Annotated in this window: 15 protein-coding genes; 11 read left to right on the top strand and 4 right to left on the bottom strand. The window is 38.1% G+C overall.

Going from position 1 to position 14,826, the window contains the following annotated elements; all coding sequences use genetic code 11:
* Positions 1–207 precede the first annotated feature (207 nt).
* The 4 genes from ACFSTE_RS21705 to ACFSTE_RS21690 all read right to left on the bottom strand — a co-directional run bounded on the left by ACFSTE_RS21705 (position 208) and on the right by ACFSTE_RS21690 (position 2,762).
* The gene (locus ACFSTE_RS21705) at positions 208–732 is read right to left on the bottom strand and encodes a toxin-antitoxin system YwqK family antitoxin (protein WP_378254110.1); all 525 of its coding nucleotides are present in this window, start codon (positions 730–732) and stop codon (positions 208–210) included.
* A gap of 505 nt (positions 733–1,237) precedes the next feature.
* The gene (locus tag ACFSTE_RS21700) at positions 1,238–1,573 is read right to left on the bottom strand and encodes a hypothetical protein (protein ID WP_176030823.1); all 336 of its coding nucleotides are present in this window, start codon (positions 1,571–1,573) and stop codon (positions 1,238–1,240) included.
* A 22-nt stretch (positions 1,574–1,595) separates the two neighbouring features.
* Positions 1,596–2,171, bottom strand: coding sequence for a T6SS immunity protein Tdi1 domain-containing protein (locus ACFSTE_RS21695; protein WP_378254112.1), 576 nt, complete (start codon positions 2,169–2,171; stop codon positions 1,596–1,598).
* A gap of 18 nt (positions 2,172–2,189) precedes the next feature.
* Entirely contained in the window at positions 2,190–2,762 is a 573-nt protein-coding gene (locus tag ACFSTE_RS21690; protein WP_176030821.1) for a toxin-antitoxin system YwqK family antitoxin, read from the bottom strand.
* 655 nt (positions 2,763–3,417) lie between these two features.
* On the opposite strand from ACFSTE_RS21690, the gene ACFSTE_RS21685 reads away from it, so the two are divergent.
* The 11 genes from ACFSTE_RS21685 (at position 3,418) to ACFSTE_RS21635 (ending at position 14,817) form a co-directional block, all read left to right on the top strand.
* Positions 3,418–4,005: a DUF4255 domain-containing protein gene (locus ACFSTE_RS21685; RefSeq protein ID WP_176030820.1), complete on the top strand. Its 588-nt coding sequence runs from the start codon at positions 3,418–3,420 to the stop codon at positions 4,003–4,005.
* On the top strand, positions 4,005–5,015 hold the full coding sequence (locus ACFSTE_RS21680; RefSeq protein WP_378254115.1) for a hypothetical protein: 1,011 nt from the start codon (positions 4,005–4,007) through the stop codon (positions 5,013–5,015). Before ACFSTE_RS21685 ends, ACFSTE_RS21680 begins: the two co-directional genes overlap by 1 nt.
* A gap of 17 nt (positions 5,016–5,032) precedes the next feature.
* Positions 5,033–7,168 carry a phage tail sheath family protein gene (locus ACFSTE_RS21675; RefSeq protein WP_378254117.1) on the top strand — a complete coding sequence of 712 codons (2,136 nt, stop codon included), beginning with the start codon at positions 5,033–5,035 and terminating at the stop codon, positions 7,166–7,168.
* A 43-nt stretch (positions 7,169–7,211) separates the two neighbouring features.
* Positions 7,212–7,658 carry a phage tail protein gene (locus ACFSTE_RS21670; protein WP_176030817.1) on the top strand — a complete coding sequence of 149 codons (447 nt, stop codon included), beginning with the start codon at positions 7,212–7,214 and terminating at the stop codon, positions 7,656–7,658.
* On the top strand, positions 7,658–8,116 hold the full coding sequence (locus ACFSTE_RS21665; protein WP_176030816.1) for a phage tail protein: 459 nt from the start codon (positions 7,658–7,660) through the stop codon (positions 8,114–8,116). Before ACFSTE_RS21670 ends, ACFSTE_RS21665 begins: the two co-directional genes overlap by 1 nt.
* Positions 8,103–8,264: a DUF5908 family protein gene (locus ACFSTE_RS21660; protein ID WP_176030815.1), complete on the top strand. Its 162-nt coding sequence runs from the start codon at positions 8,103–8,105 to the stop codon at positions 8,262–8,264. Before ACFSTE_RS21665 ends, ACFSTE_RS21660 begins: the two co-directional genes overlap by 14 nt.
* A 2-nt stretch (positions 8,265–8,266) precedes the next feature.
* Positions 8,267–8,992, top strand: coding sequence for a CIS tube protein (locus ACFSTE_RS21655; protein ID WP_378254120.1), 726 nt, complete (start codon positions 8,267–8,269; stop codon positions 8,990–8,992).
* A gap of 2 nt (positions 8,993–8,994) precedes the next feature.
* Positions 8,995–10,740 carry a type VI secretion system tip protein VgrG gene (vgrG, locus tag ACFSTE_RS21650; RefSeq protein ID WP_378254122.1) on the top strand — a complete coding sequence of 582 codons (1,746 nt, stop codon included), beginning with the start codon at positions 8,995–8,997 and terminating at the stop codon, positions 10,738–10,740.
* A 14-nt stretch (positions 10,741–10,754) separates the two neighbouring features.
* Positions 10,755–11,045: a PAAR domain-containing protein gene (locus ACFSTE_RS21645; protein ID WP_176030812.1), complete on the top strand. Its 291-nt coding sequence runs from the start codon at positions 10,755–10,757 to the stop codon at positions 11,043–11,045.
* A gap of 3 nt (positions 11,046–11,048) precedes the next feature.
* Positions 11,049–11,462, top strand: coding sequence for a GPW/gp25 family protein (locus tag ACFSTE_RS21640; protein WP_378254124.1), 414 nt, complete (start codon positions 11,049–11,051; stop codon positions 11,460–11,462).
* A gap of 121 nt (positions 11,463–11,583) precedes the next feature.
* Positions 11,584–14,817 (top strand): baseplate J/gp47 family protein, encoded by a 3,234-nt coding sequence (locus ACFSTE_RS21635; RefSeq protein WP_378254126.1) that lies wholly within the window; start codon positions 11,584–11,586, stop codon positions 14,815–14,817.
* Positions 14,818–14,826: the final 9 nt, after the last annotated feature.

The raw sequence follows: 14,826 nt of genomic DNA, 5'->3' as shown, positions 1-14,826 counted from the left end.
CTATATAGAGTTGGTGTCTTCGCAAAGAAAAATGTTACAAAATGGTATTTGTTTTTCTATCCTCTGTTTTGTGTAAATGATTGATAAACAATCAGTAGTTCTAACAAGAATGATCAAATTATTCCGTAAAAAAAGGGACTTGCCTTATCTACAAGCCCCCTCTTCCGTTTTAAAAAAACTAATCAACTATTTCTTAAGGTATGTTTCTTATAAAGAAACCGTAGCAGTAGTGGTTATATTAGTAATGGTGTTGACTCTTTTATCATTTTCAAAAGAAATGATTGCTGCTACGGTTCCGTTTTCCTGGTATGTTTTCCATGTTCCCTCACGTTTTCCCGCGATAAAATCTCCTTCTATCTTTACTTTTCCATTATCATAAAAAGCTTTCCATCTCCCATCTTCCAGCCCGTTTTTATAAGACTCTATGCGTATCAGTATTCCCGCTTTATTGTATACATACCAGTTTCCTTCTTCTTTATTATTTATAAAAGCCCCTTCTTTTTTTAATTGTCCGTTATCGTGATATAATTTCCAGTTCCCTTCTAACTTCCCATTAACCGTTTGTCTTATTTCTTTAACGGCTCCATTATTATAGTATCTGGTATTTGGAGTATCAACAGCTATTTGATCCATCTTTTTATCGAATTTTATAGAAGCTTGTGATTGTTGTGCTAGTATAACACTTCCTGCCGTTTGAACTAAGACGATGATAATGGTGATAATATGTTTCATGGTTGTACTGTTATTAATTGTTGACACTGCAAAGATTCTACTTTTTTAAGGTGTGTACTATACCGTTATAAGTGAAAATGCATACCCTGTTTTCAGGGTGTGTTTTTGTAAGTTGTTGTTTTTTAGTGTTTTTGTGAAAAGGTGTGGAGAAAATAACGATTCGAAATGTTTTCTTCTTTTAAACAATATAGATGGGTCAAGAAAAAAATATGACTTGGAAGTGATCTAGACTTTTTTGATTTAAGTGAAAAATAGTGGTTTTGTGTTCAGATAAAGTAATTTTTTAGTTGCATAGCAGAGCTACGGAAGTCAAAAATTGCGAAATATGAGCGCAAAAAGATATTTTTTTAACAAATTGAAAAAAGTTTAAATCACTTCTTGGTATAAAAAATTAAAAGCAAGACGTTTTGCCTTGCTTTTTAATTTTGTGGATAGTACGTTAATAGTTTCCTGATTAGGTATAGCTAAAAACGCTTATAGCAGTATCTTATCAGCAAAGTATATGTTATGGAGCTGGAGATTGAGAAGCTGCCTGCATAGAAGAAAGTACCTCTTCGGTCACATCTTTTCCTCCACGTATATTTGTATACAGGGAGCTGATGGTATAAATAGGTCCCCATGGAATTCCCCACCATCCGATAAAAAAGCTAAGAAGAGTCCACCCAATACTATACTTTATAGTAGATTCTCCTTTCTTGATAAAATAGATGGCAGTATTTTTTCGAAAAGTCATTAGAATAATAGAAATACAGTATTGAAATACGATAAAACGGGCGCCGTTGACGAGCTCTTGATTGATTTGATCTGTTGTTAATCCTTCGATGTTTTTTATTTGTGCCATATCTAAGAGGGTTTAGCAGGAATTAACTTCCTATTTGAAAAAGAATATCTAAGTGTATTTGTGTATTTCCTTTTTGGAGGGTATCAAGACTTTCGGTACCTCCAATAGCGAGTGCAGGAACGAAATGAAAACTCTCATTGCCGGAGAGTTCTCCATACCGTTTTATTGCAGCAGTAAACAACTCTTTCCGAAGTACTGAATCGATAAACTCTTTATCACAGACGATATGATTAAAGAAGCCTGTCAAGCTCCAGCAACAATTGGTAATGTCACGATAGTGAGGAGTAATCATGCAGACATCTTCTTCCTCATTCCCTAGTTGTCGGTAATAGAATAAATCGCCAAAACCATTGATGGCAATAGGCGTATAAGTAGCGACTTCTTTTCCTAACCAGGTCCATAGTGTATCATTAAAGTCATCGGGATTGACAATCTCCAGAATTCCGTGATTGTATTTTCCAAATCCGTAGTGTTCCCATAATGCGAGTAGAGCAGCCGGGACTTTTTGCTCGTATTTTTTTAGAATTTCCGAACTGGCTTTTTGAGTATGTGTAGCGGTATACTCCTGTAGAAAAGGAGCGAGTTCTGTAAGTTGCATTGAATATTGTTTAAAAAGTTAATCAAGTGTACTGATCATATTATAACTACTGCTGGAAGTTGTTTTTTGCTGACGGGCAATGCGAATTTCATTTTTGATCCGGTCGTCTTTAAACGTTATTTTTCTGTCCAGATACCCTTCTTTCGTATAAACAGCCCATTCTCCCTGTCGTTTTCCTTGAGAAAAAGAACCGATAACCCGCAACGTTCCATTTGGATAAAAAGCTTTCCATTCACCTTCTTCCACTCCGTTTATATATCGTTCGATATAGGCGAGTGAACCATCTTCTTTATAGCGTTTCCAGATGCCATTTGCTTTATTGTTTTTAAATCTCCCTTCCTTCTTTAGCTTCCCGGAACTATAGTAGAACTTCCAGGAACCATCTAACTTTCCATGAAGAACTTCTCTTTCTTCTTTTAGGGTACCGTTTTTATAATAGAATTTTTTGAGAACCCGCTTTTGCTCCTCATTATTGAGGGAAATATGTGTTCTAGTACTTTGCGAACTGTTTTTCTGTACCTCTTGCGCATTAGCTTGAATGACAAGAAATAAATGCATAAGGATAATAACGCTTTTGATGAGCTTTTTCATAGTGTTATGAATATCATAATTGTACAAGGCAAAGATGCTGTGCTTATCAAGGGTATGAAATACCTCAAATAGGGAAAATCAATACCCTGTTTTCAGGTATGTGATGTGGGAGTATATAGAAAAAAATACAGTGATTTCTCTTGAAAAATAAAAAGGAATGCATATAAAATGAGAAATAACAGAAGAAATTAAAAGGGGGATTTACCCCGAATATACAAAGCCGTTTTCCTATGATTTCTTAGTGATTTGACTTGTGTTTTTTATTAGGAAGCACTGTAATTTTACATCAGTTATATCAGTAGTCTCTCTGAGGGGATTAAGAAAAATAACATTTTTATTTTCAGAGACGGGGGAAAGTCAAACATAGGTAGGGGTACAGTTTGTTTTAATTCGGAAACTGAGACACAAAAAACAGGTTATCACAGAAAACAAACTCAGGGAGAAACTGATATATAAACCCAGATATAACATCAGGGGGTTAATAAAGGAATTGGGGGATTTCTTTTTAGTAGGATGCGATATACGACCCCATGGTATAATGCCTACACATAAAAAACCGATAAGGAAGTACGATTCCCGTTCTATTCTGATTACCACTACTGAGCATACATACAGCTCAGGAAAGAAGATATACTAATAAACGAAACAATCAGCTATGATTTTTGAGGTACTACAAATCATCAGAGAAGAGGTCAATAACTTTTTTAATGCGACGATAGAAGAAGAGCCGGTATTTCTGGATAATATAGCTTTTATAGATACAGATGTTTCCGAATCTTCGGAAACCAATAATATCGTATTAACACTACTGCATTTAGAAGAAGAGGCAACTTTAAAAAACGTTCGAAATTACCGTATAGAAGGAACAAAAGTAGCTTATAAAAATAATAAAGTATACCTGAACTTGTATATCCTCTTTGCGGCAAATCGAACAGGGTATAAAGAGTCCTTAAAAAGCATTTCAAAAATTGTAGCATTTTTCCAGTCCAAACGGGTATTTACACAGGCGAACACAAGCTTTGACAGAGCACTGGAAGGAATGGATAAAATTAAAAATTTCAAATTTTTAATCGAACTATATACCCCCTCATTCGAAGAGATGAATTTCATCTGGGGTACGTTGGGAGGAAAACAATATCCATCTGTTATTTATAAAGTAAGCGTATTAGAGATAGAACGGGATATACTACAAGCAGAAGGAAGTGTCATCACAGAAATCAATGGGAGTTTAAATCAATTATAATGGCTTTTAAAACTGTTTATAAATCATTGGCTAAGATAGAAGTATACCACTCGTACTTCTTAGACGATGGAGCACAATCGTTTACATCGATGAATGCAGCGACCAAGGAACTGCAATTGCTCACTTATGATGTGTCAGAGTACCTGGATATCGTTCCCACTTTTGCTACGGCAAAAGAAATGATAAACCACAAACTGGTTTTTAGAAAAGGAACGGACCATTTTAGTATACTCAATAAGGTGACCGAATCCGGAAATGATGTGATATCCGATATCTTTTTAGCAGAAGAGCTGACCTTGAGCTTTTATATCTATCACAAGGATTATCGGTTCTATAATTACTCTTCCATTCCCAAAGAATACGGACGTTTGTATCATTTTTCGAATACCAAACCAGCAGCTGTGTCAGGGAGCTATACCTATATGGAAACTGCTGCTTCCGCTGGATTAATTACTACTGCCAGCCGTTTATCAGAAGCAGCAACACGAGGGGTATGGTATGCAATAGAGCAAGAAAACAAACGACAAGACCCACAGATCAGATTGGATAAAATATTTGATGTAGAGGGAGACGAACTAGAAAGTACCGAAGGACAGTTAATTCTGAATCAGGCGGTGATCAAAGAACAAAGCAGAGGACTCATAGGAATTATCCAACTTCGTATGAAAGGAGATGGAGGAAGAGATACTGTAGCTATAGATACCTTAGATCCTGAAAATCCAGTAAGCCTGCACCTGGACCCCATTCCTGTATTCCGAATTCATTTTGACAACAGAAAAACAATCTGGCGATATATAAAACGAGCAGAGAATAACTTCCTGGAAACACAATCAGTAAAACCTCTGACTAAAAATGGGTTTATCGAGATAGATCCAGATGTTGATTTTGCAGCTCCTTTACCCGTAGATATCAATACATACCTGTTTCCTAATCCAAGAGCAGATACCATCCGGACAGTGACAGATCAGGACACGAATACTACAACTACATATTCTGAAATATACATTTAAAAAAAACACAAAAAATCATGGCAAGTACATACAATACACCAGGGGTTTATATAGAGGAAATCGTAAAATTTCCCCCTTCGGTAGCACAAGTAGAAACAGCAATTCCAGCCTTTATCGGATATACAGAGAAAGCAACCGCTAAAATTAATGGAGATTTAAAAGGGCTCCCTACCCGTATCACTTCGATGTTGGAATACGAAACATATTTTGGCGGAGCCAAAGCAGAGACCACAATAAAAGTAGCCATCACTGATGAAAAGATTGATGGAGATATACAACGAACAATTGTAGTGGATCAACCCTCAGAAAAACAACCATTTTTGATGTATTATTCCATGCAGATGTATTTTGCTAATGGAGGAGGTCCCTGTTATATTGTTTCCGTAGGACGATATGGAGATAAGTTGGATGAAGAAGATACAGAGGTAACAATGATTACCAATACCACAGCACTTCTCACGGGATTAACAGCACTAAAAAAAGTAGATGAACCTACGTTAATTCTCTTTCCAGACGCAACCAGGGTAAGTGGTATTGATGCAGCTACTTTTTATGGTTTGTACAACAAGGCATTAGAACAATGTAAGGAATTACAGGATCGGTTTACCATTATTGATACTTTGGGATATGATGAAATCCCGACAGATACTTATGTTTCGGATCTTAGAGGAAATATAAGTGCCAATAAGGATGAAATTAAGTACGGAGGAGTATACTATCCTTACCTGGACACAATATTGGATTATAAGATTGACGAAAATCGCATTGTCATTCATCATAAAAACGAAGAGGAACCAGAAGCACAAGAGGTCATTACATCGAATCTGAATACAATGGATGTAGCTGCGGCAGTAACTGCTATTGCCAATGAAATAGGAGATTTTGATACTACTTTTGAAGGGAGTCTGATAGCCGTATTGCAGTTTTTATACGATGCGACTAATGGGTTTAATATGGGTGCTTCAGGAGCAGGAACTGATGTCAAAAATTATGCAGCTCCAAGACCGTTAACCCTGCATAGCTTATTAGAGACGTTGCAAGCTGATCTGGAACATCTTATTCAATTAAAAGAAAATACGAATGTAGAAGCCAATGCGGCAATTTCTGCTTTATCTGATGAAATCCCGGTGATTGATGTCAGTCCAATAGAAACTGCATTGACAAATTTCAATGATCTTTTTGAAGGAGATGGAAAAATAGAAGTACTCTATAAAGCATTAAAAAAATTAACAGCCAATCTCAAAAAGAATATAGACGAGGGTAATGAAACCAAAGTGAATAACTTGATAGATTCCAATACCTCCAATGTATTAAAAGAAATCGAAACCCTGATTACCGTAGCCGATATCGATAACCCGGCAGATACAGATACCACATTATTCGATAGCGTAGCAGCTAATTGGGAAACATTAAAAGATGCGATTATAGATAATAACCCGGATGATGGTACTCCGGAAGATATCTCTCAAGATACCAATAATGGAGCTCTGCATGGAAGAAGTCTGGCATCTATAGAACAATTGGATAATGTGACCTATAATAAAATTTTGGTAGAAATAGGAAAACTTCCAATGGAACTACCTCCTAGTAGTACGATGGCAGGGATCTATGCCAAAATAGATAATGATAGAGGCGTATGGAAAGCACCTGCGAATGTGAGTCTGAATTATGTAACCAAGCCTTCTGTAAAACTAACAAATAAAGAACAAGATCTGCTGAATGTAGATGTACAGTCGGGAAAATCAATAAATGCAATCAGAACCTTCACCGGAAAAGGCGTATTGGTATGGGGAGCAAGAACATTGGCAGGAAATGATAAAGAATGGCGTTATATCCCGGTGAGACGCTTTTTTAATATGGCAGAAGAATCCATCAAAAAAGCCACAGAACAATTTGTGTTTGAACCTAATGATATGAACACCTGGGTTCGGGTAAAAGCGATGATCAATAACTTTCTGACATTGCAATGGAGAGCAGGAGCTCTGGCAGGTCCCACCCCGGATAAAGCATTTTATGTCAATGTAGGTCTGGGAGAAACAATGACAGCTGATGATGTATTAGACGGGAAGATGATTATCGAAATCGGAATGGCTGTCGTAAGACCAGCAGAATTTATCATCCTTAAGTTCTCTCATAAAATGCAGGAAGCATAATTGATTAAACAAATTCCATTAACACAAAAAAATACTAGAAATCATGGCAGAATATCCATTACCAAAATTTCATTTCAAAGTAACGATAGGAGGTGATACCGAATTGAATTGTACCGAAGTTTCAGGACTTGACTTTGAAACAGAAGTAATAGAATACAGAGGAGGGGCAGATAATGACTATTTCAAAAAGAAACAACCGGGAATGACCAAATTTGCTAATATCTCGATCAAACGGGGAACATTTGCATCTAGCAAAGGACAGTTTTATGAGATGTGGAAAAAGAATGTCTTCTTTCAGGAAGAAGCAGAAAAGTACAGAAGTACGCTTACCATTAGCCTGCTGAACGAAAACCACGATCCGATTGTAACCTGGGAAGCAGCTGATGCTTGGTTGATGAAAATACAATCAACCGATCTCAAAGCAGATGGGAATGAAATAGCGATTGAATCCGCAGAATTTGCAATTAACAGCCTTACGCTTGCCTCATAATGGAAGCATTTTATCCACCAGTAGGTTTTCACTTTAGCGTCGAGTTTACCGGGTTATCGACTGCTAAAAAAGACCACCACTTTCAATCCGTTTCCGGATTGTCAGTGGATGTGGACACAGAAGAGATAACCGAGGGAGGAGAAAATCGATTCAAACATAAAATTCCGGTACGAACCAAATATCCCAATCTTATACTAAAAAGAGGGATGCTCATTGACTCCAAAGTAGCCGAATGGTGTAAAAAAGCGGTTGAAAATTTCGATTTCCAACCCATTAATCTCATTGTGAATTTATTAAATGAGCAACACCAACCATTACTGAGCTGGAATGTAGTACATGCATATCCGGTAAAATGGGCTATTTCGGATTTTAATGCAGAAGAAAGCAAGCTCGTCATAGAAACCATCGAGTTAACGTATAACTATTATAACACTATCGTACCTAATGGGAGCAATTGAAATCAAAGAGTTACATATCAAAATTAATGTGGATAATGAAACCAAACCTACTGCGGGTACTATGAAAACAGGAATAGACAGACAACAGTTGATTGCGGAGTGTGTCGAACAGGTTATGGACATTATTGACAACCAAAAAGAACGATAATTATGAGCACCGGAGAGTTGACAAAACTGGTAGTAAAAGCCTATAAAGATCCTAAATTCAGAACTGCAGTGGCAGAAGGAGAGTTTACCACATTGGTAAATCCGGAAAAATACATCTTTAAGTATAGGATCGATCAGAATAACGATCAGGCTTCCGGAACTAGTGATTTATCTCCCCGGTTTAATAAAAAACTACCGGAAGATCTGGATTTGGAATTTTTATTCGATAGATCGGGTGTTATTATTCATTATGGAACAGACCCTAATAGTAGCAAAGATGATAAGGTATATAAAGATGAAGGCGAGGGGATTATAGGAGATATTGAACAGTTCAAAAAGGTGATGCTCGATTATAATGGAGAAGAGCACAAACCAAATTATGTTATGATCTCCTGGGGAACTCTTTTATTCAAAGGCAGTTTGACAGAGATGGATATCGAGTTTAAATTATTTAAACCCGATGGAACACCGATTCGGGCAGTAGCCAAAGCAAAGTTTCAGGGGTTTGTAGAAGATGAACTCCGGGTAAAAAAAGAGAACAATCAATCCCCTGATTTAACGCATATACGTATAGTAAAAGAAGGAGATACATTACCGCTGATGAGTTATCAGATTTACGGAGATTCCCGCTACTACCTGGAAGTAGCTAGAGCAAATCAGTTACACCATTTCAGAAAATTGATACCAGGACAAGAAATATATTTTCCACCAATAGAAAAAACACCCTAATCATGGCAGAAGGAAGTGTAATACAAACCTCAAAAAGTGCAGATCTGGTCACTCATAAGATTCTGGTTAATGGAGAAGAATTATCCAAACAATATCAGGTCAAAACCATTCAGGTGAGCAAAGAAGTGAATAAGATACCCACAGCCTCTTTGGTATTGCTTGATGGAGAACCATCTAAACAGGATTTTCAATTGAGTAACGAAGCCTTTTTTACCCCTGGATCAGAGATAGAAATTACTGCGGGTTATCACTCAGATGAAGAAACTGTTTTTAAAGGTTTGGTGATTAAACACACGATCAAGATAAGGAATAATGGTTCTTATTTGATGGTGGAGTGTAAAGATGAAGCGGTAAAAATGACGATAGGAAAAAAAAGTACCTATTATTACGAAGCTAAAGACAGCAGTATTATCGAGGAAATCATCGATACTTATGGATTACAAAAAGAAGTAGAATCAACCAATCATGAGCATAAAGAACTGGTGCAATACAATTGTTCAGATTGGGACTTTATGGTTAGTAGAGCACAAGCTAATGGCAAACTGTGTTTTATCGATGATGGAATGATCACTGTCGCAAAACCAGATATTACCAAAGAATCCATAGAAACGGTCACTTTTGGAGCGACGATGCTGGATTTGGATGCTGAGATTGATGCGAGACATCAATTGACTAAGATCACTTCCTATGGTTGGAATTATGCAGATCAGGAAATTGTAGAAGTGGAGGCAAAAGACCCTTCTATATCACTGAATGGGAATCTGACCCCTGGCGACCTATCGGATATTATGTCTTTGGAAAATTATGAATTGAGACATGGAGGAGCTCGTACTGTAACAGAGCTACAAGACTGGGGAGATGCCCGATGGCTATTTCACCAATTAGCAAAAGTAAGAGGCAGAGTGAAGTTTCAGGGGATTCCGGCAGTAAAACCAGGAGAAATAATCACCCTTTCCGGAGTAGGAGACCGGTTTAATGGAAAAGTATACGTGACAGGAGTACAACATCACCTTGCAGAGGGAAACTGGACAGTCGATGTACAGTTTGGGATGAACCCTACATGGTTCTCTGAGACCTATGATATAAATCCGCTACCAGCTTCAGGGTTAATAACTGGGGTATGTGGTTTACAGGTTGGGATTGTAAGTCAGTTAGAAGAAGACCCTGATGGAGAAGACCGGATTTTGGTACAAATCCCTATTATCAATACGCAGGAACAAGGAATTTGGTGCCGGGTAGCCACCTTAGATGCTGGAGAAAACAGAGGATCATTTTTTAGACCAGAAATTTCGGATGAGGTTATTGTAGGGTTTATCAATGATGATCCCAATGATGCGATTGTCTTAGGAATGTTGCACAGTAGTGCCAAACCAGCTCCAATAAGTGCGACCGATGATAATCACGAAAAAGGGTTCATTACCCGAAGTGAGATGAAACTACTCTTCGATGATGATAAAAAATCCATCACCATCGAAACCCCGACAGGAAAAAAAGTAATTCTGGATGAAGATGCAGGAACGATTGTTATAGAGGATGATCACGCCAATGTTATCACAATGGATGATAGTGGAGTAACCATGGAGAGTGCAGGAGATATCAATGTTTCTGCCACTGGAGATGTTATTATAGAAGGAACCAATATCAACCTGAAAGCCAATGCCAATTTAAAAGGCGAAGGAACTTCAGGAGTAGAAATGTCGTCCAGTGCGACGGCAGTTCTCAAAGGATCATTAGTACAAATTAATTAAAACAAACCAATAAAATGGGAGCAGCCGCCAGAGTAGGAGATATGCATGTATGCCCAATGGTAACAGGAACCGTGCCTCATGTGGGAGGTCCTATACTACCAGCGGGAGAACCAACCGTATTAATAGGAGGAATGCCAGCCGCCCGGGTAGGAGATATGGCAACCTGTACAGGACCACCCGATACGATTATTTCTGGTTCAGGAACAGTAATGATCGGGGGAATGCCAGCCGCCAGAATGGGAGATAGTACAGCACATGGAGGAACAATAGTATTAGGAGATCCCACCGTATTAATAGGAGGATAAATTATGGAAACAAAAACATCATTTCTGGGGAGTGGATGGAGCTTTCCACCCGAGTTTACTAAAAAAGGAAACGCCAGTGTCAAACTGACGGCAGATGAAGAAGACATTAAAGCAAGCCTGAAGGTCTTGCTATCAACAAGGCTAGGAGAGCGAATAATGGTACCGGAATATGGGTGTAACCTGGAAGAGTTACTTTTTAAGCCCCTGAATCTGACACTGAAAACGTATGTAAAAGAATTGATTAAAAATGCAATTCTCTATTTCGAACCAAGGATTGATGTAGAAAAAATAGAAATAGATCAAACAGAAGAATGGGAAGGCAAATTACTAATTGTCATTTCCTATAAAATTAGAGTAACAAATTCGAGAAGCAATCTGGTATTTCCTTTTTATAAGGAAGAAGGAACCAATGTGTAACCACAGCTTTTCACACGAATCAAACGAAATACCAAAGCGGTAATCAAAAAGGGGAATACCCATCGCATCTTATAAAAGATGTAGTTATAGCTCGATTATCGGGTACATAAAATTAAAACGGATGAACAGGAATTGCGAACATACTTCTTTTTTGTCGATGCGAAATGGAACGGCTCAGGAACAACGTTTTATAACGATGTTGGATCCGGATCAGGTAACATTGCATGAACTCACTGTAGAAGACTGGATGCGCTTTGCATTCTCCTTTTCCAAACAGTTAAAATATTATGATACAGCCACCAATGAAGTCGTTGGAGATTGGGAAGCTTTTTTTCTTAATGAAGAAGAAATAAAAACCTTTGTGTCAAAAATACAGGAAATAGAGGAAGGAACTGCTGATTCAGCCGACATTACTCCACATCTTACTTTATTTGCAGCCTTTCTGAAGCTGACTTCGTATAGTCAACAGCGTTTAAACGGGATTACCAAACGCCATTTGGATTTTTATTACAAAGAGGTATTACAACTTCGTAACAAAGAAGCAAAACCCGATAAAGTACACCTGTTATTCGAGTTAGCAAAAAAGATAACTACTGCCCAAATACCGAAAGCTACTCCAGCAGATGGAGGAAAAGATAGTACAGGAGAAAAGCGAATTTATATAACGGAGGAAGAGCGGGTGATCAATGATATGAAGGTTGCAGAGGTTCGAACGGTGTACCATGATGAAGGAAGTGGAATTCGGCAAGCAGGTATAGCAAACTCGTATGATGGAATAGGGGGAGACTTTCCGGATGATGATATCCGGTGGTGGCCCTTTGGATACCCATCCGATACCCGGGGAGCTACCCAGCAGATGACAGTATATCCAGACCTTCCGTTTGCGAAATTGGGATTTGGGATAGCCTCTCCGGTGTTACAACTCAAAGAAGGTAAGCGGAGAATTACCATCGTCATTACCCTTTCAGAAATTCCCACAGGACATTCCTTTTCAATCACTACAATAGGAGATGCCGTCGCAGTATTTTTTAGTGGAGAAAAAGAATGGATTCCGGGAACTATTATTGTAGCGGATTCAAGCTTCGAGGCAGGAGTATTAACGCTGGTTATAGAACTGGATGAAGGAAAAGAAGCCATTGTAGGATATGACAAAGCAATATTGGAAGAACCGTATACAACCACAGATCCGGTAGTACGGTTTTTGGTGAACGCTCAGGCAACAGCCAATGCAGGCTATGTTTTCCAACAGTTGTTTGCCAAAACAAAGGTTACTCAAATTACAATTAGTGTATCAGTAAGTGAAATTCAGGACGTAGTTCTGGAAAATGATTTAGGAATGCTCGATGCATCCAAACCTTTTTATCCTTTTGGTCCACAACCCAAAAAAGACGCCGGGTTCTTTATTGGAGCCTCAGAGATATTGGATAAAAACTGGGAATCGATTAGCATAAAAGCGCAGTGGAAAGACTTGCCGGATGATTTCTCAGAGTTGTATACCGCTTATAGAACCGAATTTGAAGAACGGATTAGCAAAGCATTTTATACTCTTACACTGGATGATAATGGAAATTTACAAGAAGGAGAATTGACCAGGATCGTCGATAATAAAGAACATTTTACCACAGACATCAAGGTATTACACAATGGGGTATGGAAAGAAGCAGCGGGGCAGCAGCTATTTGCCGACGAATGGACCATCAATTCATCGATACAGTTTGAGGAACCTTTGCCTCTTTTATTTATGGAAAATATGATGTGGGGGGTATATCCGCTAAATAAGTTTGGACAAGTACAGAAAGAACCTAAAAAAAATAAGTTTCAAAAAAACAGACTACGAAGAAAAAGTACGCCACAACAGTTCTCCGCCAGTGTCAAGAAAGGATTTATTCGGATTACTTCTAATGAGTCATTCCTACATGAGATGTACCCAAGAATATTTTCAGTAGCACTGTCCAAAGAATCTAGCCAGGAAGTACTTATTCCTAATGCTCCGTATACACCTATGATCGAACAGCTTCGATTAGGGTATAGCGCTACAGCGAGTAGCAGTGATCAGGAAGTTACCTTATTTCATGAACATCCCTTTGGGATATCGGAAGAAACTCAGGAGATAAAAGAAAATTCTGTAGCTTCATTGAGTAACCAGGTGATTCGGCTTGTTCCTGCCTATAAAAAGGGGAGTTTATTTATAGCCATAGAAAACGGGACAAACCTACAACAGTTGTCATTACTGGTACAGGTATTGGAAGGTAGTGAAAACCCGGAAACCACTAATGAATTCGAAGAAGAAGAAAAGTTAGAATGGTCTGTACTATGTGATAATGAGTGGTTGTCACTACATCCTTCGTATGTTTTGAGTAATACCACAGATAATTTTTTGAAAACAGGTGTTGTTACACTTACGATTCCGAAAGAGGCTACAAAAGAAAATACCAAATTCCCGGAAGGGTATTTTTGGATTCGGGTAGATAACCCCAAAGATTATGATACGATAAGTCAACTCATCGATATACAGGCACAAGTAGCAACGGCGGTCTTTTCACCAGAAGGAAATAGCCTGGAGCATTTGACATACGGATTACCGGCAGAAACAATTAGCAAATTAACAGAGCGTCTGGTGACGATCAAAGGAATAACACAACCTTTTAACTCATTTGACGGGAAACCAGAAGAAACTGATCGCGCTTTTTACCGAAGAATCAGTGAACGTTTACGGCATAAAAACCGAGCAATTAGTCAATGGGATTATGAACATCTGATATTGGAAGCATTTCCGGATATCTATAGAGTAAACTGCTTACGGCATACCTCTCAGGAATCGTTTAAAGCCCCGGGAGAAGTTACATTGGTCGTTATTCCTAATAGTATTCAGAAAAATGTATACGATCCCTATAAACCCAGAATTAGTAAGGCGAAACGAAATGAAATACAGCAGTTTATCAATACGCTGAATACATTGCATGTGACCGCTGCGGTCATCAATCCGGTATATGAAGAAGTAAGAGTGATCCTAAAGGCAAAATTCTATAAAGGAAAAGATGAATTTTATTATACAATACAATTACAAAAAGATATTGCTAAGCTCTTTGCTCCATGGGCTTTTGAAGAAACAGCTGCTATTGATTTTGGAGTGACATTACATGAAAGCAGCGTCATTAATTATATAGAAAAGCTATCCTACCTGGATTACATAACAGATTTTCAGTTACAGAAACAAGTTGGGGTAGCAGCAGATGGAAGCCTTCTTTTTGAAACGGTAAAAAAAGTAAGCCCAACAACACCCAAAGGGATTTTAACCTCTGTAAAATATCAAGAACATCAGGTACGTATAGTGGAGCATGAATGCCCGGTATAATCAAGAATA

This window comes from Aquimarina hainanensis (assembly GCF_042684685.1).
GTDB classification, from domain to species: Bacteria; Bacteroidota; Bacteroidia; order Flavobacteriales; family Flavobacteriaceae; genus Aquimarina; species Aquimarina hainanensis.
Note: the sequence above shows the minus strand (reverse complement) of the source record. Positions and strands in the feature narration are given on the sequence as shown.